Source organism: Pseudomonas sp. BW7P1 (assembly GCF_024981055.1).
GTDB lineage: Bacteria > Pseudomonadota > Gammaproteobacteria > Pseudomonadales > Pseudomonadaceae > Aquipseudomonas > Aquipseudomonas bananamidigenes.
This window is the reverse complement of sequence record NZ_CP103374.1, coordinates 5295242-5314470: the sequence shown is the minus strand read 5'-3', so window position 1 is coordinate 5314470 and position 19229 is coordinate 5295242. Positions and strand designations below refer to the sequence as shown.

17 protein-coding genes, 1 tRNA gene and 1 pseudogene are annotated in these 19229 nt (G+C 60.2%); 6 read left to right on the top strand and 13 right to left on the bottom strand.

Features of this window, described 5'->3' with window-relative positions; genetic code table 11:
* Window positions 1-137 precede the first annotated feature (137 nt).
* The 4 genes and pseudogenes from NWV16_RS23915 (at window position 138) to NWV16_RS23900 (ending at window position 3570) form a co-directional block, all read left to right on the top strand.
* Window positions 138-1451 carry an MFS transporter gene (locus NWV16_RS23915; protein WP_260521008.1) on the top strand — a complete coding sequence of 438 codons (1314 nt, stop codon included), beginning with the start codon at window positions 138-140 and terminating at the stop codon, window positions 1449-1451.
* A gap of 116 nt (window positions 1452-1567) precedes the next feature.
* Window positions 1568-2344, top strand: a pseudogene (locus NWV16_RS27930) (PAS domain-containing protein); the annotation flags it as partial.
* A gap of 108 nt (window positions 2345-2452) precedes the next feature.
* Window positions 2453-2884 carry a methyl-accepting chemotaxis protein gene (locus NWV16_RS27925; RefSeq protein ID WP_372238665.1) on the top strand — a complete coding sequence of 144 codons (432 nt, stop codon included), beginning with the start codon at window positions 2453-2455 and terminating at the stop codon, window positions 2882-2884.
* Window positions 2885-2970: 86 nt separating this feature from the next.
* Window positions 2971-3570 carry a flavin reductase family protein gene (locus NWV16_RS23900; protein WP_260521007.1) on the top strand — a complete coding sequence of 200 codons (600 nt, stop codon included), beginning with the start codon at window positions 2971-2973 and terminating at the stop codon, window positions 3568-3570.
* 176 nt (window positions 3571-3746) lie between these two features.
* On the opposite strand, the gene NWV16_RS23895 is transcribed toward NWV16_RS23900, so the two are convergent.
* The 3 genes from NWV16_RS23895 to ggt form a co-directional block, all read right to left on the bottom strand.
* Entirely contained in the window at window positions 3747-4118 is a 372-nt protein-coding gene (locus NWV16_RS23895) for a type II toxin-antitoxin system HigA family antitoxin (RefSeq protein WP_260521006.1), read from the bottom strand.
* A 3-nt stretch (window positions 4119-4121) separates the two neighbouring features.
* Window positions 4122-4424, bottom strand: a complete 303-nt coding sequence (locus tag NWV16_RS23890) for a type II toxin-antitoxin system HigB family toxin (protein ID WP_260521005.1) — start codon at window positions 4422-4424, stop codon at window positions 4122-4124.
* 264 nt (window positions 4425-4688) lie between these two features.
* Window positions 4689-6521 carry a gamma-glutamyltransferase gene (gene ggt, locus NWV16_RS23885; RefSeq protein WP_260521004.1) on the bottom strand — a complete coding sequence of 611 codons (1833 nt, stop codon included), beginning with the start codon at window positions 6519-6521 and terminating at the stop codon, window positions 4689-4691.
* A 155-nt stretch (window positions 6522-6676) separates the two neighbouring features.
* Here ggt and NWV16_RS23880 point away from each other — a divergent pair, with 155 nt between their 5' ends.
* Window positions 6677-7783 carry a M14 family metallopeptidase gene (locus NWV16_RS23880; RefSeq protein WP_260521003.1) on the top strand — a complete coding sequence of 369 codons (1107 nt, stop codon included), beginning with the start codon at window positions 6677-6679 and terminating at the stop codon, window positions 7781-7783.
* Window positions 7784-7860: 77 nt separating this feature from the next.
* Here the strand turns inward: NWV16_RS23880 and NWV16_RS23875 are convergent, their stop codons facing one another.
* The 9 genes from NWV16_RS23875 to NWV16_RS23835 form a co-directional block, all read right to left on the bottom strand.
* A complete protein-coding gene (locus tag NWV16_RS23875; RefSeq protein WP_260521002.1) occupies window positions 7861-8130 on the bottom strand; it encodes a bacteriocin immunity protein in 270 nt (89 codons plus the stop codon).
* 363 nt (window positions 8131-8493) lie between these two features.
* Window positions 8494-8769: a bacteriocin immunity protein gene (locus NWV16_RS23870; protein WP_260521001.1), complete on the bottom strand. Its 276-nt coding sequence runs from the start codon at window positions 8767-8769 to the stop codon at window positions 8494-8496.
* A 7-nt stretch (window positions 8770-8776) separates the two neighbouring features.
* Window positions 8777-9703 carry an S-type pyocin domain-containing protein gene (locus NWV16_RS23865; protein ID WP_260521000.1) on the bottom strand — a complete coding sequence of 309 codons (927 nt, stop codon included), beginning with the start codon at window positions 9701-9703 and terminating at the stop codon, window positions 8777-8779.
* A 532-nt stretch (window positions 9704-10235) separates the two neighbouring features.
* A tRNA-Met gene (locus tag NWV16_RS23860) sits at window positions 10236-10312 on the bottom strand.
* Window positions 10313-10398: 86 nt separating this feature from the next.
* Window positions 10399-11853: an amidase gene (locus NWV16_RS23855; protein ID WP_260520999.1), complete on the bottom strand. Its 1455-nt coding sequence runs from the start codon at window positions 11851-11853 to the stop codon at window positions 10399-10401.
* A gap of 61 nt (window positions 11854-11914) precedes the next feature.
* Window positions 11915-12961 (bottom strand): extracellular solute-binding protein, encoded by a 1047-nt coding sequence (locus tag NWV16_RS23850; protein ID WP_260520998.1) that lies wholly within the window; start codon window positions 12959-12961, stop codon window positions 11915-11917.
* 27 nt (window positions 12962-12988) lie between these two features.
* On the bottom strand, window positions 12989-13795 hold the full coding sequence (locus tag NWV16_RS23845; RefSeq protein WP_065261190.1) for an ABC transporter permease: 807 nt from the start codon (window positions 13793-13795) through the stop codon (window positions 12989-12991).
* Window positions 13795-14715, bottom strand: coding sequence for an ABC transporter permease (locus tag NWV16_RS23840; RefSeq protein WP_065261191.1), 921 nt, complete (start codon window positions 14713-14715; stop codon window positions 13795-13797). The genes NWV16_RS23845 and NWV16_RS23840 overlap by 1 nt, the downstream gene beginning before the upstream one ends.
* 15 nt (window positions 14716-14730) lie before the next feature.
* On the bottom strand, window positions 14731-15849 hold the full coding sequence (locus NWV16_RS23835; RefSeq protein ID WP_260520997.1) for an ABC transporter ATP-binding protein: 1119 nt from the start codon (window positions 15847-15849) through the stop codon (window positions 14731-14733).
* A gap of 226 nt (window positions 15850-16075) precedes the next feature.
* On the opposite strand from NWV16_RS23835, the gene NWV16_RS23830 reads away from it, so the two are divergent.
* The gene (locus NWV16_RS23830) at window positions 16076-16978 is read left to right on the top strand and encodes a LysR substrate-binding domain-containing protein (protein ID WP_260520996.1); all 903 of its coding nucleotides are present in this window, start codon (window positions 16076-16078) and stop codon (window positions 16976-16978) included.
* Here NWV16_RS23830 and NWV16_RS23825 read toward each other — a convergent pair.
* The gene (locus tag NWV16_RS23825; RefSeq protein WP_260520995.1) at window positions 16971-19028 is read right to left on the bottom strand and encodes a methyl-accepting chemotaxis protein; all 2058 of its coding nucleotides are present in this window, start codon (window positions 19026-19028) and stop codon (window positions 16971-16973) included. The genes NWV16_RS23830 and NWV16_RS23825 overlap by 8 nt on opposite strands.
* Between the last annotated feature and the right edge of the window lie 201 nt (window positions 19029-19229).

The following is a 19229-nucleotide window of genomic DNA, read 5'->3' as shown; positions in this document are numbered from 1 at the left end:
GGTGCCAACAGTAAATCAACCGGCGGATTTTTGTGACCGTGTTTCGCTGAATCAGACTTTGGTCTAACGGGTTGTCCATCGAGGCATTTGCGTAGACCATGGGCGCCTTGGTTTTTTGCCTGCCAGAGTGCTTTGCCATGACTGCCCATTCCACTGCCCGACCGGCGCCGTTCAGCCGTTCCGACTACAAGACCCTTGGCCTTGCGGCCCTGGGCGGGGCGCTGGAGATCTACGATTTCATCATTTTCGTATTCTTCGCCCTGACCCTCAGCCAGCTGTTTTTCCCGCCGCAGATGCCTGAGTGGCTGCGCCTGCTGCAAAGTTTCGGGATCTTTGTCACCGGCTATCTGGCGCGTCCGCTGGGTGGAATCCTGATGGCGCATTTCGCCGATCGCCTGGGGCGCAAGAAGGTCTTCAGCCTGAGCATCCTGATGATGGCGCTGCCGTGCCTGCTGATCGGGATCATGCCGACTTACGCACAGATCGGCTATTTCGCACCGCTGTTGCTGCTGGCGCTGCGGATTTTGCAGGGGGCGGCGGTCGGCGGCGAGGTGCCGAGCGCCTGGGTGTTCGTGGCCGAGCACGCACCGGTCGGGCATCGCGGTTATGCGTTGGGCTTTCTCCAGGCCGGGCTGACCTTCGGTTATCTGATCGGCGCATTGACCGCGACCCTCCTGGCGCAAGTCTTCACGCCTGCCGAAGTGCTCGATTACGCGTGGCGCTATCCGTTCCTGCTGGGTGGCGTGTTCGGTGTGATCGGTGTGTGGCTGCGGCGCTGGCTGAGCGAGACTCCGGTGTTCATGGCCATGGAAGCGCAGCGTGAGGCCAGGCTCGAATTGCCGTTACGCACGGTGTTGCGCGAGCATCGCCTGGCGATGCTGCCGGCCATGATCCTGACCTGCGTGCTGACTTCAGCGGTGGTGGTGTTCGTGGTCATCACCCCGACCATGATGCAAAAAACCTTCGGCATGACCGCCGGCCACACGTTTGCCCTGAGTGCGCTGGGTATCGTTTTCCTGAACATAGGCTGCGTGATAGCCGGACGCCTGGTAGACCGCATCGGCGCCTGGCGCACGGTGATGCTGTACAGCCTGCTGCTGCCGCTGGGGATCGGCGTGCTTTACAGCTGTCTGATCAGCGGCGGGGATTGGGTCGGCCTCGCCTACGCCATCGCCGGATTGAGCTGTGGAGTGGTCGGTGCGGTGCCGTCCGTCATGGTCAGCCTGTTTCCGGCACGGATTCGCGTGTCGGGCATTTCCTTCACCTACAACATTGCCTATGCCGCGTGGGCCAGCGTCACACCATTGCTGTTGATCGGTCTGATGCCGTGGAGCCCATGGATCTGCGTAATGTTCTGCGCGGTGATGGGGGCCGTGGGCGTCGGCAGTGCGGCGTATTTCGGCTCGCGCATGCCGCGTGCAGGGCATTGTCAGGTGGCTGGAACCGCCTGACTTTTCGAGCCGTAACTATTTTTGTAGGACAAGGCCCGAACGCACTTCAGAAAAGATTTCCAAGGCCGATGGTTAGGCTGTAACCCGCTTTCCATCCAGTCCATCGGTGCTTTCCCATGTTCAACAAACGCCTCAAGCAAGAGCTGGCGGCTCTTCGTGAAGAACTCTCCAGCCTTCTGCAAGTGAAGGAGAGTCTGGAAAGCGAGATGCTGGTACTGACCCTTGAGCCCGACGGGCGGATTCAATCGGTCAATCAGAACTTCCTCAACGAAATGCTCTACAAGGGCCACGACCTGATCGGCCGTGCCCTCGAAGACATCGTGCCGGCCCATGTCAAATCCGACGAGTTTCATCACCGCTTTCGGGCCGCACTGAGCCGGGGTGAGCACTTTGCCGGCGCCGTGCGTCTGTTGCGTGGCAATGGCGAGGAAGCATGGTTGCGTTCGATTGCTCAGCCGATTCGCTCGTCGGACGGACGCATCAAGCATTTCTCGATTTTCTCCAGCGATCTGACCCGCACCATCGAAGCCTCCCGCGAGCACGAAAACCTGATAGGCGCACTGGTGCGCTCGACGGCCGTCATCGAATTCGATCTCAATGGCACCGTGCTGAACGCCAACGACCGGTTTCTCCAGGGCATGGGTTACAGCCTGGCGCAGATCAAAGGCAAACATCACCGCATGTTCTGCGAACCGGGCGAGGCCAACAGCGCCGAGTATCAGAATTTCTGGCGTCGCTTGAACAACGGCGAATTCGTGGCCGGCCGTTTCAAGCGAATCGACAGTCATGGGCGGGAAGTCTGGTTGGAGGCTTCCTACAACCCGGTGCTCGACGCCAACGAAAACCTCTACAAAGTGGTGAAGTTCGCCACCGTGATCACCGATCAGGTCAATCAGGAGCAAGCGGTCGCCGAGGCTGCCAACATTGCCTACAGCACCTCCTTGCAGACCGACAGTACCGCCCAGCGCGGGACTCGCGTAGTCACCGAGGCGGTCAATGTAATGCGCGACCTGTCGCGGCACATGCAGACTGCCGGCGAAGGCATCGAGGCGCTGAACGAGCAGTCGCAGGTGATCGGCACCATCGTCAAGACCATCAGCGGCATTGCCGAACAGACCAACCTGCTGGCGCTCAACGCAGCCATTGAAGCCGCACGGGCAGGCGAGCAGGGGCGCGGTTTTGCGGTGGTGGCCGACGAAGTGCGGCAACTGGCCTCGCGCACCAGCCAGGCCACCGAGGAAATCGTGGGTGTGGTCCGTCAGAACCAGGACATGGCGCGCAACGCCGTGGCGCTGATGACCGATGGCAAGCTCCAGGCCGAGCAAGGGCTGGCGCTGGCGGCGGAAGCGGGCACGGTGATCGTCGAGATCCAGGATGGCGCACAGAAGGTGGTGGACGCGGTCGGCCAGTTCGCCAACCAGTTGTCGAGCTGATATCTGCCAGTCGAAGGGATTGTCCAGGGCAATCCCTTCGCCGTTTTTATCCCGCTACAATCGGCTCTTTTCCCGGAGCAGATCCCATGAGCGAATCCTTTCGTCGCCCGGTTCCCCTGAACAAAGCCTACCGTTTGCTCAATCACGGGCCCACCGTGCTGGTCAGTGCCGCTCACGACGGGCAGCGCAACATCATGGCTGCGGCCTGGGCCATGCCGCTGGATTTCGAACCGCCGAAAGTCGCGGTGGTGCTGGACAAGTCCACCTGGACCCGGCAACTGCTCGAGGCCTCGGGCACCTTCGTTCTTAACGTACCGTGCGTGAATCAGGCTGACATCGTGCAAACCGTGGGTTCGACGTCGGGTCTGGAAATCAAGCGTGATCAAGGGCAGGACAAGTTCCAGGCCTATGGCTTGCAGACCTTCGCTGGCGAGCAGGTCGAGGCACCGATGCTGGACGGTTGCGTGGCGTGGCTCGAATGCCGGTTGCTGCCTGAGCCGCGCAATCATGAACAGTACGATCTGTTCCTGGCCGAGGTGATCGCGGCGCAGGCTGATTCGCGGGTGTTCAGCGATGGACGTTGGCATTTTGAAGGGCATGACGGTTTGCGCACTTTGCACCATGTGGCCGGTGGGCATTTCCTGACGATTGGCAATCCGGTGGATGGCAAGACGCTTTCGGTCTGATGGCTGGCTGTTGCAAGGTCGGGGGGACTGTCTGATCCATCTGGCGCATGCTCCGTAGCAGACATGGACCATTGGCCATACAAAAAAGGCTTACCTCTCGGTAAGCCTTTTTTGTATGGCATGGGAGTTCAGTGTGGGCATTACAAGTTGAGATGCCGCAGTGGGAGAGTTTTCTATCAGATCGATTTCATGGGTTTGATCAGACTTTCCGCCGGAATGCCGAACAACTCGTGAAGCTTCCAGATCATGGGAAGCGTCAGGGCGCGTTTGCCGTTCAGCACCTCATAAACGCGGTTTGTCCGGCCGATGGCAGGGACGAGATCGGCTGCCGACAGCCCGGACTGTTCCATCCGAAACCTTATGGCATCAATAGGATTGGGCAGATCGAGTGGGAAGTGCCTGGCCTCATAGGCCTCGATAAGGGTGATCATGATGTCGAAGTAATCACCTTCCGGCGTGCCGGGTTCTGGTTCATTCTCGAAAAGAGCGGACACGTCTTTGAGCGCCGCACGGTAGTCTTCTTCGGTATGAATCGGACGTATGTTCATGGGTTACTCCATTTCGACGGTATCAGCTTCGATTGCGTCGTACTGTTTGTGAGTGCCGACAAATTTTATGTACACCGCACCGAAGCGGTACGCCACGGCAACAATAAGGCGATAGGTATTGCCTTTGATATTGAATACAACTCTTCGGCTTTTCAGGATGCTGGCGCAAGCAAACTGTGACTTGATATCCACAGGTGTTTTCCAGCTTGCCTTTCTTGCTTCGTCTATCCATGCCAGCAATGGCTGCTCTGCTTCCGGATATTGTTCCCAAAAGACTTTTAGCTGACTGATGGCGATGATTCTCATGGCGTGATCCTAGTCCCGCAGTGGGACTGCTGCAACTCTGTCGGTGGATTCTGGACAAATGGTTGGTGTCAATTGATGACTTTTACCGATGCTGTCGGCAGTGGGGGGAAAGGGGGCGTGAGTGAATTCACTGGGTGAAGACTCTATCCCGGACAGCATTTTTCCGGTGTAGGAAAAGGCAATGTGATTTAGCCGAAACGTATTCATGGACATACAAAAAAGGCTTACCTCTCGGTAAGCCTTTTTCAGTTGGCGGAAGCGATTTCAGTCCCCCAACGCCACCCCTTCACGCCGTGGATCCGCTCCACCGGCCAGTGTTGATTTCCCCTGCGCATCCTTGACCCGCACGATGGCCTGGGTGCCGCTGGTCATGTCGATTTCGTTGACCGTGTGACCCTTGTCCTTGAGTGCCTGGATCAGCGTAGGGGTGAACTGACCTTGTTCCAGTTCTGTCGGCCCGTTGCGGCTGCCGAAGTTGGGCAGGCTGATCGCGCTTTGCGGGTCGAGGTTCCAGTCGAGCAGGCCGACGGTGGTCTTGGCCACGTATTCGATGATCTGCGAGCCGCCCGGAGAGCCGACGGTGGCGACGAACTCGCCGCTGTCACGATCGAAGATCAGGGTCGGTGCCATCGACGAGCGTGGACGTTTGCCGGGCTCCACGCGGTTGGCGACTTTCTGTCCGTTCTCTTCAGGGATGAACGAGAAGTCGGTCATCTGGTTGTTGAGCAAGAAGCCCTGCACCATCAGATGCGAGCCGAATGCTGCTTCGATGGTGGTGGTCATCGACACCGCACCACCGAAATCATCCACGGCGACCACTTGCGAGGTGGAAATGCGCAGCGGCGAGCGGTCCGGTGCGTAGGCAACCTGCACTCCCGGAGGTGTACCGGGCTTCGCGGTGTTCATGCTGCGGTCGCCGATCAGGCTGGCGCGGCTGGCCAGATAACCCGGGTCGACCAGCCCTTTGACCGGCACCGGTACGAAGTCGGTATCGGCAACATATTGCGCGCGGTCGGCATACGCCAGGCGCTCGGCTTCGGCGATCAGGTGGACAGCTTGCGGTGCCGGTTCGAGGCCGGCCGGTTTATCGGTCTTCACGGGTTTGAGTGGTGTCAGTGACAGACGCGGGTCGCGGGTTTCCAGCGCCTGCAGGGTGCCGAGGATCTGCGCCACGGCAATCCCGCCTGAAGAGGGTGGCGGCATCCCGCAAACCTGCCAGCGTTTGTAATCGGTACACAGCGGTGCGCGCTCCTTGGCCTGATAGTGCTGAAGGTCGTTAAGCGACAGGCTGCCGGGGTTGTTGTGGCCCTGCACTTTGGCCACGATCTCTTCGGCGATCGGCCCTTTGTAAAGTGCGTCTGCACCTTCCTTGGCGATACGTCTGAGCACGGCGGCCAAGGCAGGATTTTGCAGTCGTGTGCCGACGGCTTTGACGCTGCCGTCGCTGTTGAGGAAGTACGCGGCCATGTCCGGCGAGTGGCGGATCACCGGGTCGGATTCCAGCAACGAATGCAGTCGCGGAGAAATCGCAAAACCCTGCTCGGCGAGTTTGATCGCAGGCTCGAACAACGTGGCCCATGGCAGCCGGCCATGTTGTTTGTGGGCCAGTTCCAGTGCGCGCAGCACACCCGGCGTGCCGACTGAACGTCCGCCAATCTGTGCCTGCGGGAACGGCATCGGTTTTCCATCAGCCTGGAGGAACAGCTTTTCGGTGGCACCGGCCGGTGCGGTTTCGCGGCCGTCATAGGTACGCACTTGCTTGCCATCCCACAGCACGATCATCGCGCCGCCGCCGATCCCGGAGGATTGCGGTTCGACCAGGGTCAGCACGGCTTGCATCGCAATGGCGGCATCGATGGCCGATCCACCTTTACGCAACATCTCGCGACCGGCCTCGGCAGCCAGTGGGTTCGCCGCAGCAGCCATATGTTTATCGGCGTGACTGGCTTGCAGACCTGTGCGGTAACCGGAGGCGGCTTCCGGTGCCAGCGGCAGGGTCGAAGAGGGTGGAGCGTTGCAGGCGGCGAGGGTGAGGGCGCTGACGATCAGGGTCAGTGCCGGCAGGCGAAAGCGGCTCAGGGGCAGGGCTGGAAACACGCGGGGCTCTCCGTCCGTGGGATAAAAGTCTGACGGACTGTATCGGCCGACCGTGCAGGACGCAAACCGTCGGTATGTTTGTCCTTCATGCCCTGGCGACTTTTCTGTAGGGTCATACGCAAGCAAGAAGCCAGAACAATCAACAAGAGGCCAGCATGCACAGCGAGTTTCCGAGTCACTCCAGCTACCGCCAGCAGCGCGAACAGTTTCTTGCCGCCGCCAACACGGCCGGTGCGACGCTCAGCGCCTACGCACATCCGCGTTGCGGGCCGTTTGGTGAACCGTTGAGCACCGATGTGGCGGTGCTGGGGGATCCGCAAGCCAAGCGGCGTCTGGTGGCGCTCAGTGGCACTCACGGGGTGGAGGGTTATTACGGTTCTGAGTGTCAGATCGACTGGTTGAAGCAGTTCACGCCCGGTTCTTTACCGAAAGGTGTGGCGGTGGTGATGATTCACTTGATCAACCCGTGGGGCACTGCATGGCTGCGACGGGTCAACGAAGACAACATTGACCTCAATCGCAATCATCTGGATTTCAGCCAGCCCCTGCCGGACAACCAGGCCTACGCCGCGCTGCACGAGATTTACGCCTGCACCGATTTGAACGGTCCCGAGCGGCAGCGCGCCGATGCCTTGCTCGCTGCGCAAATGGCCGAGCACGGCTGGCCGGCGGTGATGTCGATTGTCGAGGGTGGTCAGCACACCCATCCCGATGGTCTGTTCTTCGGTGGCATCGCGCCGAGCTGGTCGAATCGCACGTTGCATCAGATCATCGAGAACCACCTGGCCGGTGCTGAAACCGTGATGTGTTTCGACCTGCACACCGGCGCCGGCGAGTACGGCCATCCGATGCTGCTGACGATCACCCGGGGGCCGTATCCGGCGTTGACCAAAGCGCAATCGATCTATGGCCCATGGCTCTATACCCTGCACACCGCTGCCGAAACCTTGAGCGAAACCGGTGTTGCGGCGACCGCCACCGGATACACCTCGCAGGCGCTGCTCGATGCGCTGCCGGGTGTGCAGTTGATGCCGTTTGTGATCGAGTGCGGGACTTACCCGGGGCCGGACGTACATCGTTACTTGCGCGACGATCACTGGCTGCATCTGCACGGCGATCCGCTGGATGCGACCGGGCGGGCGATCAAGTTGAACCTGCTGGAGCAGTTCTATCCGGCGGATCCGGACTGGCGGGCGATGGTGGGATTGCGCACGCGGCAGATATGGGCGAAGGGGCTCAGGGCTTTAGCGGGCGAGGGATAAACAAACGGCTTGCCTTTCGGTAAGCCGCTTTGGCCGCCTGGTGGTGCGCAGCGGTTTTGATTATGGATGCCGGAGGGTTAATTCTTGAATCCTGGCAGCCCGTTTGCTTCACGCCATGTCGCGACTGTACGGGCTATGCCAGAGGATGACGTGTCAGCACCTGGCTCAGGGTAGTAGATAAGGTCCATCTTGCTCGGATGCCCAACGATCTCGTTGAAGTGCAGCAATAGAATATCTGCACGGTCATCTGTCGGTGCTTTGTCTTCCTTTCTGATCTCGTCAATGAACTCAACGAAGTCTTGTTCGGTGTAATCAGAAAAGTTGTTTTTGATGAAAGGGTCGCTCATGCAGTTACCTCAATCCTGGTGTACTTCGACGTGATTTTTGGGGATGTGGACTCTGAGGTTGTCACCTGCGTCCATAGAGTGGAGACAGGGAAGCTTTTCGATCAAGGTGCGCGGCGATCATATCGACTTACCAGGATCCAAATGCTTACTCGGACGAAAAATCCTCTTTGTACGCCTTTCGCATCCTGTTTGTACGGAGTCGGGTAGGGCCATTGAGTGAGGCCGCTTTTCTTGATGCATAAAAAGGGCTGCCTTTCGATATGCCGTTTTCAATGCTTGGTGATCGACAGTCGTTTCGGTTATTGACTATGGATCTTCACTTCTCTTCCTTTTTTATCTCGTCAATGACAAGGCGTTGAGTCATTACTGACCTTTGAACCCAGGCAGACCCTGTGCAGCTCGCCATTCTTTCACAATCTGCGTGACCCCCCGAGGAGAACTATCCGCGCCTGTCTCCGGGTAATAGATCAGATCGGATCCGGCCGGGTGTTCGCTGATTTTCTCGAAGTGCAGCAGTAACAAATCAGCCCGACCATCGTCTTCGGCTTCTTCATCTTCTTTAACGAGTTCTTCCAACAACGCAACGAACTCGGTCTCTGTGTACTCCGAAATGCTGCTTTTCAGTAGATTGTCTTTCATGACTGGCCTATTCGTTCCGGTGGATATCGATATGGTTTCGAGGCGTATTTACTCGTAGATTATCAACGTTGTAGACGTCGCCACCCTCGGATACTTTTTCGAGATGATGAAGCTCGTAAGATCTTCTGCCGCCGACACTATCGGCTTTGCGCACCCTGGGTGCTTTACCTTTACGCATACGGCCAACACTTTGTTTTATGAACTGATCTGCCACGGCAGACTCCGAAACGGCCTTCCAAAAGGCCTCTCGGAACGAGTCGAAGCTTTGGAATTCGAGTCCCCTGAGTGAGTCTGCCACGTCTGTTGGAATTGGAACTCCCACCCCCGAGTTTGCTCCGGAGAGCCATATGCCCGACGAATCCTCCCCAACCCCCGTCACCGTCCCCGGCATCAACCTGGCCGGTTTCGAAAACACCACATACAACGACTTCAGTCCGGTCTCCGCCGGAAACACCAGAATGCAATCTTCGGCGGTGATGTCTTCGCCGGGCAGGATTTCTATCTGGCTGTCGGTGTTCGCGGCGATCGGGTGGACGAGGATCGTGCTCAGTGGCTCGCCGTGCTCCGGATAAACCAGCGGCGGCATCGCTCCCAGCGGCCCGCGTTGCGGTGTCCACAGAATGGTGATTCCGTTGAGCTTCGCCTCCATGGCGGTCTTGTCGCTGTTCCACTGGACTTTTACGGTACGCACCGAGTCGTCGCCCGAGGCTCCGGTGTGGATGCCGTAAACCTGCGTGACGCCTTCGGCATCGCGCCGGAACTGGAAGCGCACGCGAGTGGTTGCGCGAGACAGCGCGCGTAACTGATCGTCGGTGTAGAGCGTGCCGTCGCCCATTCGGGTCGGCAGCATCCCGAGGATGAACATACTGGCCGGGCCGCCGGCAGCACGTATGGCCCAGTTGAGCCGCTGCTGCAGGATGCCACCACCGGCCATGCGCGTCAGGGCCAGGATCGGCGCCGATTGCCTTCGCTACGTCATGGCTGGCGGCAGGAACACGCATGGCGCCCGCCACCATGACCTTGCCAAATTCTGATGCGGGCTGGGGTGTCGTGCCGGCATCCGTTCGACACCAGTTATCCGGTGTGCAGGATTTGGCAAATACCAGATCGTCGCGGGGTTTCGGGGTGGGCCATTCATCCGTTTGAACGTAGAGGGGTTCTGGCTCTTGGGGTGGATTCCAGGCGGCCCACGAGGCACCGCCATTCCAGCGCTTTCGATGCCATTCATCGTCGAAAAGGTATTTGTCCAGGTCCATGACAATTCCCTGTCTTGGGATCGAGACAGGGGAGCTTGTCGGTCAGGCTGAACGGCGATCAATTCGATTCCGGTGCTTGCTCGAACGAAAAATCCTCTTCGTACGTCTTTCGCACCCTGGTCCTACGGAATCTGGTCAGTTCGCCCGGAGGATCACTTTTCTCGAGACATAAAAAAACGGCCTACCTTTCGGTAAGCCGTTTTTGGTACTTGGTGGCTACACAGGGACTTGAACCCCGGACCCCAGCATTATGAATGCTATGCTCTAACCAACTGAGCTATGTAGCCAAGTGGCGCGCATTATTCCCCTGAAATGGAAAAGCGTCAAGCGTAAATTTCAAAATTTTTTCTACGCTTTCAACCGTTTATCAAAATCAGGCGTTCAACAGCGGCGAAGGGCAGCGTCGGAACCAGCGACTGGCCTGCTCATACGCGTGCGCCAGTTGCAGAACGGCGAAGTCTGCCTGATGCCGGCCGATGATCTGCAATCCCGTCGGCAACCCGTGGGCACTGAAGCCGGCCTGGACGCTGGCCACCGGGCAGCCGGACAAGGTGCCGGGTATCACCACCTCCATCCAGCGATGATAAGTGTCCATGCTCACGCCCTCGATCGCGGTCGGCCACGGCTGCGACTTGTCGAACGGGAAGACCTGCGCGCTGGGCAGCAGCAGATAGTCGTACTGCTCGAACAAGCGGGAGATTGCCCGATACCAGTCACTGCGTACCACCGAGGCGGCAAACACTTCGCTGGCCGAGAGCTTCAGACCGTTTTCCACTTCCCAGCAGGCTTCGGGTTTCAATAGCGCCCGTTTCTGTGGATCGGCATACGCCGCGCCAAGCGAGCCGGCGACCATCCAGTGGCGCAAGGTGCGCCAGCTGTTCCACAATTTTTCAGGAGCGAATTCCGGACGCGCCGGCTCGATCCGGCAACCCAGGCTTTCAAAGTCAGCGAAAGTCTTTTCACACAACGCGAGAATGCCGTTCTCCATGGGCAGATACCCGCCGAAGTCACCGAGCCAGCCGATCCTTGTACCGGTGAAGTCGCGCTCCAGCGGCGCCGTAAAGGCCTCACCGGATTCCCGGATCGACAGCGGTGCCCGCGCATCGCCGCCGGCCTGCACCGACAGCAGCATCGCGGCATCGCGCACGCTGCGTGCCATGGGCCCTTCATAGCCGAGTTGATCGAAGAACAGGTCGGCGCTGTCATCGAACGGCACGCGACCCTGAGACGGACGGAAACCGAAAATGTTGTTGAACGCTGCCGGGTTGCGCAGCGAGCCCATCATGTCGCTGCCGTCGGCCACCGGCACCAGATGCATCGCCAGCGCCGCCGCCGCGCCACCGCTGCTGCCACCGGCGGTTTTGCTCGGGTCATAGGCGCAGCCGGTGGCGCCGAACAACGGGTTGTAGCTCTGCGACCCGAGGCCGAACTCCGGGGTGTTGGTCTTGCCGATGATGATCGCGCCGGCGGCCTTGATCCGCTCGACCATGATGCCGTCACGCTCGGGAATGAAATCCTTGAACAACGGTGAGCCCAGCGTGGTGCGGATGCCGCGGGTCAGCGACAGATCCTTGATGGCGTGGGGCAGGCCGTGCATCCAGCCCCGGTATTGGCCCCGGCTCAGTTCGGCGTCTCGTGTGTCGGCCTGGGCCAGCAGATCTTCCGGTGCCTGCAGGCTGATCAATGCGTTGACTGGCGGATTGAAGCGCTCGATATGGGCAAGATAAGTCTGCATCACTTCGCGGCAGGAAACCTGGCGCAGGCGGATGCGTTCGGCGAGCTCGATGGCCTGCAACAGGACCAGTTCGCTGATGTTATTGGAATTCATGACAACGGCGCCCTTCAGACGGCTGGAGAAACGCCCCGGCTTCGTGCCGGGGCGGCAGAAATCAACGCATCAGGTTGGTCCACAGACGGTCCGCCAGACGGATTGCGCCTTCACCGCAGGTCTTGCTGAACACTACGTGGGTGCCCTCGGGAATATGCAGTTCCGGTGCATCCTTGAGGTTCGCATCGAGGAACGGTTCGACGCCTTTGATCGGGCTTTGATGCTTGAGGAAGTTCTGGGTCATCGCCGAGTTTTCCGGCTGGCTGAGAAACGCGATGAACGCCTTGGCATTCGCCGGATTCTTGCTGCCGGCAGGGATGACCATGTTGTCGACCCAGGCCAGAACGCCTTCTTTCGGGTACAGGTACTTCAGGCTCGGTTTCATCTCACGGGCGCGCATCGACGATCCGCCCCAGAACATCGACATATCGATTTCGCCCGAGGCGAGGTTCTCGCGGATCGAACCGGCCTTGGAACTGTAGGTTTTGACGAATGGCTTCTGCGCCTTGAGCAGCGTGAGGATCTGCTGCATCTGTTTCGGATCTTCGCTGCACAGCGGAATATTCAGGTACAGGCTGGCCATGTCGACCATGTCGCTGACCGAATCGAACATGTTGATCCGGCCCTGCAGCTCGGCTGGCGGCTCATAAAGCACCTTGTAACTGTCGGCCGGGCCTTTGTAGCGGCCACTGTCGAGCACCACGCTGGTAGTGCCCCAGATGAATGGTACCGAATAGGCGCCTTCCGGGTCCCAGCTCGGTTTTTTCAGGTTGTCGACCACACCGGCGTAGTACGGCTCCTTGACCGGATCGAAGCGCTCCAGCAGGTTTTCCTTGATCAGGATCGGAATGAACTGGTGCGAGGGAATCGCCACGTCGTAACCGGCGCCGCCCTGTTTCAGTTTGGCCAGCAGTGTCTCGTTGGAGTCGTAGGAGTCGACGGTGACTTCGATGCCGGTCTGCTTCTGGAATTTGGCGAGAATCTCCGGTGAAAAATAACCGCTCCAGCTCACCACGTTAAGTTTCTCGGCGGCCTGAACACCTCCGGCCATGACCAGCGGCACAGTCAGGAACAACGAAGTGCCGACGCTTTTTATCCACTTGCTCATGCTATTTCCCCACGGTTCTTGGAAGGTTCAAGCGTTCTTTTTGCCCAGCAGGTAAGACAGGCTGACAAACAGCACCGAAACGCCGAGGATCAGGGTCGACACGGCGTTGACGTCGGGTGTCACGCCCATGCGCAACAGGCCGAAAATGAAGATCGGCAGCGTTGTGGTGCCGGCCTGGGAGACCATCATCGAGATCACGAAGTTATCCAGCGAGACGATGAAGGCCAGCATCAGCCCGGAGAAAATCCCCGGCATCAGCAGCGGCAGGGTGACTTTGCGAAAGGTTCGCCATGGCCCGGCATACAGGTCGGCCGAGGCTTGTTCCAATGACAGGTCCATGTCGTTCAGCCGTGCCCGGATCGGCAGGTAGGCAAACGGAATGCAGAACACCGTATGGGCGATGATCAGATTGCCGTAACCGAGCGACAGGCCGATGGTGGAGAACAGCGCGAGCGTGGCGACGCCAACGACGATTTCCGGCAGCACCAGCGGCAGCATGATCGCGCCCATCGACAGTTGCAGGCCCTTGAACTTCGCGCCCCGTGAGGTACCGAGGGCCGCTAGGGTGGCAATCGCCGTGGCGACCATGCTCGCGCACACCGCGATCAGCAGACTGTTGCCGGCCGCCTGGCGCAATGCCTGATTGGCGAACGCGGCGCGATACCAGTCGAGGCTGAACCCGGTCCATACCGTGGCCGACTGGTTGGCGTTGAACGAGAACACCACCAGCACCACGATCGGCGCGTAGAGGTACAGGTAGAACAGGAAACTGAAACCGCCGAATCCGGGGAAATCCTGTACGCCCAGGCCCTTGCGTTTGAACAGACCGGTCATCACGCACCTCCTTTGGCGATGCGCTGGCGTTCGGCGCGCAGGGCATAGACTGTCAGTACCAGCATCACTGCCGCCATCAGCACCAGCGACAATGCCGCGCCGAACGGCCAGTTACGCGCATCGCTGAACTGCCGGAAGATCAGGTTGCCGAGCATCATCCGCGTGCCGCCGCCGAGCAGTTCCGGGGCGATCATTGCGCCCAGGCACGGCACGAAGGTGAGAATGGCACCGGCGAGAATGCCCGGTCTGGCGATCGGCAGCACCACTTTGCGCAAGGTGCGCAGGCGCCCGGCATAGAGGTCCTGAGCGGCCTCGAGCAGACGGATATCCATCTTTTCCAGCGTGGCGTAGATCGGCAGAACCACGAAGGGCGCATAGGTGTAAACCAGCCCCAGCAGCACGGCGCCATCGGTGTACAGCAACTGCAGCGGCTCATGGATGACACCCATGCCCATCAGGCTGTTGTTGATCACCCCGGTGTTGCGCAACAGCAGAATCCACGCGTAAGTGCGGATCAGCAGGTTGGCCCAGAACGGCACCGTGATCAGGAAGATCAACAGACCCCGCCGATGCGCCGGTTGCATGGCCAGCCATACCGCCACCGGAAAACCGATCAGCAGCGTGATGACGGTGGTCAGGCCGGCAATCCCGACCGAGCGCAGGGCGATGATCAAGTAGGAGTCGGCAAAGGCCAGACTATCGTCCATCTGCCGTTCGAACAGCAGGGAGGTGTAGGCGTCGCTGCTGAACACCTTGTTGACCCCGCCATAGGGGTTGGCTTCCATTAGCGAGTACCCGATGACGATCAGGATCGGCACCACCAGAAACAGTGCAATGGCGATCAGCGCCGGGCTGACACCGAGGAAGCTCTGGAACGCCCGTCGGCGTTCAAGCGTGTGGGTTATCGGTAAGGCGTGCATGGCAACTCCTCGGGCTCAATCGTGCAGGACGCTGGCGCTTCCCCGGTCGAACAGCAGACCGGCCTGACTGCCGACGGCAAAACGCAGGCTCTGATCGACGCAGTTGGGTGTGCGCACGGTGAGGCGCGAACCGTCGCCGAGGCTGACCTGGTATTGCAGGTCGGTGCCCAGATAGATCTGCGCTTCGACCCGGCACGGCAACGCAGTCTCTGTGTTGGCGGGCACCAGGTGCAGGCGCTCGGGGCGAACCGACAGGGTCACAGTGGTGCCCGGTTTCACGTCGTTGCACGGTTGTGCCGGCAAAGGATGTCCGGTCGGTCCGGCGAACCAGGCCATGCCATCCTCGACCCGAGTGACCGTGACCTGGATGAAGTTGGTTTCGCCGATGAAGTCGGCCACGAAGCGATTGCGCGGCCGTTCGTAGATGTCCTCGGGGCGCCCGACCTGCTGCACTTCGCCTTCGGACAGTACGGCGATGCGGTCGGACATGGTCAGCGCTTCTTCCTGGTCATGGGTGACGAAGATGAAGGTGATGCCGGTTCTGGCCTGAATGCTCTTCAGCTCTTCGCGCATGGCCTGGCGCAGCTTGAGATCCAGTGCCGACAGCGGTTCGTCAAGCAACAGCACCTTGGGATGTGGCGCCAGAGCGCGGGCGAGGGCGACGCGCTGCTGCTGACCGCCGGAGAGTTGCGCCGGTTTGCGGCTGGCAAAACGCTCCATCTGCACCAGGCCCAGCATCTCGCGAACCCGCTCGTCGATCTGCGTCTTGTTCATGACCTTGCCCATCGGGTGCGATTCAAGGCCGAAGGCCAGGTTTTCGGCGATGGTCATGTGCGGGAACAATGCGTAGTGCTGGAACACCGTGTTGACCGGGCGCTGGAACGGCGGGCGCTCGGCGATGTTTTCGCCGTAGAGCAGGATCTCGCCCAGCGTCGGAAACTCGAACCCGGCAATCATCCGCAGCAGCGTGGTCTTGCCGCAGCCGGAGGGGCCGAGAAGGGTGAAGAATTCGTTGTCGCGGATATCCAGGTCAATGTTTTTCAACGCCACCGGACCGTTGTCGGGATCGCCGTAGACCTTGCGTACCGAGCGGATCGACACCGCCAGCGTTTGCAGCGAATGCAGGGCATTCATGCGTTACCTCCGATTCCCCCATCGCCGGCGATTGCGCTGTCAGTCAGCGAATCGGTCGGGCCATGGATATTATTTTTCTGGGCAGGATCGAGATTGCGTTCGGGGTGAAACCAGCTGTTTTGTTGTTCTGCTGTGGCTCGATTATCGGCGAGGGGTTGCGCGAGGCGAAACTTCAATTTAAACATGGCAGGTGTTAGTTAATTTAATACCGACAGGTGTCAGGAATATGCCCGACCACCGCTTGCCGCCGCTCAATGCGGTGCGCGCATTCGATGCCGCCGCCCGCCTGGGCAGTTATGTCGAGGCCTCGAAAGCCTTGCACGTGACTCAACCCGCGATTGGCCGGCATGTGAAGCTGCTGGAGGACTGGCTGGGCATTCAGCTGTTCGAACGCACGTCGCGCGGGGTCAACCTGACGCCCGCCGGTGAGAAGTACCACCGCAAGATCGCCGCAGCCCTGCAGTTGATCATCGAGGCCGGCAAGGAGGCGCGTCCCAAAGAGGCCGAGCGCTGGCTGCGAATCATGGTGGTGCCGGGTTTCGCCAAGCGCTGGCTGATGCCGCGCATCGAGGCCATGCGGCATCTGCGTCCAGGGCTGAAATTCGCCATCGAACCGAATTCGACCTTCACCGAAGTGGATGGCAAGAACGCCGACCTCGGGATTGTCTACGGCCTCGACGGGCAGTACGCCGATTCTCGTGAAGCGTTGATCTGCCCGCGGGTGTTTCCGATCTGTACCCCGCAATACCTGGCAAGCATCGAGCCGCTCAGTGGCCCGGCCGATCTGGTCCGGCACGAGTTGATCCACGTCGATGACGGCGAGTGGTGGAACCTGTGGTTCGCCGCCCATGACCTGGATATTCACCTCAATTCCGACCTGCTCTACGTCAACAACGATCACGCGCTGTCGGTGGCCGAGAGCGGGCAGGGCATCGCGTTGGCCAATGAGGTGCTGGTTCGCGAAGAACTCAAGTCCGGCAAACTGGTGCGCGCCGTGGAGGCTCAGGTGAAGCTGGAAAGCTATCGGGTGTTGACGCCGTCCGCCGAGTTGTCGGCGGATGCGGCGTGGTTCGTTCAGTGGCTCAAATCCGAACTGGAGAAGGATTTTCCCGAGGCGCTGATCAACTGAGCCGGAAACGTGCGGTGTTGTCGCTCAAGGCCCGGCTGCCCTGGCTCAAGGTGTCCGCGGCGAGGTTCACGGCCCGCGCACCTTCGAGCAGGCGAACCGCTGCCTGATCGACCTGCTGGATATTGCCGCTGACCTCATCGGCGGTGCTCGCCTGTTCTTCGACCGCGGTGGCGATTTGCGCGAGGGTATCGGTGACGCTCTGCACGGCGCTGGCGATTTCCCCCAGGCGCTCGCCCAGTCCGGTGACCGCTTCCGCATCCGATTGCGCCTGGCCGCACGCAGCCTCCATCAGGCCCACGGCTTCGTTGACCGTGTTACGCAGACTGTCGACCGTACCGGCGATCTGCGCGGTGGACGATTGCGTGCGTTGCGACAGGCTGCGCACCTCGTCGGCCACCACGGCAAAACCACGTCCCTGTTCCCCGGCACGGGCAGCCTCGATGGCAGCGTTCAGTGCCAGCAGGTTGGTCTGCTCGGCAACGCCACGAATGGTATCGACCACCAGTTGAATCTGTTGCCCCTGCTCGCTGACCCGGCCCAGAGCCGCTGCGGTTTCGTTCAGCCGCTGATTGAGCTGTTGAATGCTCGCCGTGGTGCGTTGGCTGTCCCGGCTGCTGTCGGCGGCGATGCGTCGGGTCTGCTGAGCGCTGCCGGAGGCCTGTTCGCAACTTTGCGCCACCCCTTGAGAGGTGGCCGCCAACTGTGTGGCCGCAGCGGCGATCTGGCTGATCTGCAATTGCTGCGCTTCAACTTCGCTGAGCGCGCCACTGGAGTGATCGTTAAGGCTGCGCACCGCGTTGCTCAGTTGCGAGGTTTCGTGATCGACGCCCAGCAGGCTGGTGCGCAATTGCACCACGGCCACGTTGAGCGCGGTGCTGATCGAGGCCAGTTCATCACGCCCCGTGACGGGCACCTGGAGGCTCAGATTGCCATCACGCAGCGCTTCGGCGAGCAGCCTGATGCCGCTGGCGCTGCGGCGGATCGAGGCTTGCAGGCAGACGAACAGATACAGTGCCGCGAGCAACAGGCAACCGAAGATCGCCGCAACCACAATGAACTGACGGATCGCCGAGCCATGGTAATCATCCAGGCGCTGGTCCAGCGCCACCAGCGATTGCTGGCGCAGCGAGGCAAGGTTGCCAAGCAACGTGTCCAGGTTGCGCTCGAAATCTTCCGGCTTGAGCGTAATGCTGCCGCCGAACATGCCGTCATCCAGCACTTTCAGACCGGTATCCAGCTGCTTGAGGCTGTCGTGATATTGTCCGGCCCAGCCTTGCAGCGCATCTGGCAGTCGCGTTTCAAGCAGGCTTGCCGTTTTCACCAGTTGTTCCCGGGCGTCGCCGATGCGGCTGCGCAGATCGCGCAGTTGCAGGCGGCTTTGCAAGGTGAACTGGCCGGATACCACCGATGCCTGACCGACCGCCGCCAGCCGGCCGACCCGTTCGATCAGGTCTGGTGCATGTTGAGTGGAAATCTGTGTCAGCAAATAAGTCTCCAGCCACGGTGCGAGGATCAAGCGATTGTCCATCGCGATCTGTTCGCGCAATGCCTGCAGGGCGCCAAGGGCGCTGGTAAAGCGATCGTAACCGTCCGGCCACCAGCCGATCCCTCCCAGACTCTTTGAATCCAGTCCGCCGAGCGCGGTTTGCAGGGCCTGGTAACGGGCCAGGGTTTCTCCTTCCGCCCCTTCGGCGTGCAAGGCGTTGCCCAGATCCAGCGTGGCCTGGGCGACGGCAGGTTGCACGCCGTCGAATGCAGCCATGGCGGCGAGGGTCGCGGGTGTCGGTTGGCGGTTGGTTTCCGTGGCACGCCAGCGGGCGGCACGGTCGCGCTGAGCGGCGAGCAGGTTGTCGAGCGCATCGAGGGCCAGCAGTTGTCGCACGCCGGCACGTTCGCCGGAAATCAGGCTGAGCTTGTCGCGATAGTCCTGGCCGATCATCAACAGGCTGCCGGTCAGAGGCAGAATGAACAACAGAAACAACAACTGGAACTTACGCGCGAAGCCAAACCGCCCCAGCAATTTGATCCCCGGTGACAAGAAAGCCTGCATACCCCATGACTCCTCTGGACACCACGCACCATCGGCGTGCATCGCACTCGTCGCGAGCGCGATCAGTGCCCTGCTAAAAGGCTTCGAAAGTCTACTCTCGCCCGCTCTGTGGGCAGGCTCTGTAGCAAAACTTCCCATTCTCGATCCCCTTTGTAAGGGGACCGCGTTCAAGCAGAGAGGCAAGGCAAGAATCAGACCATG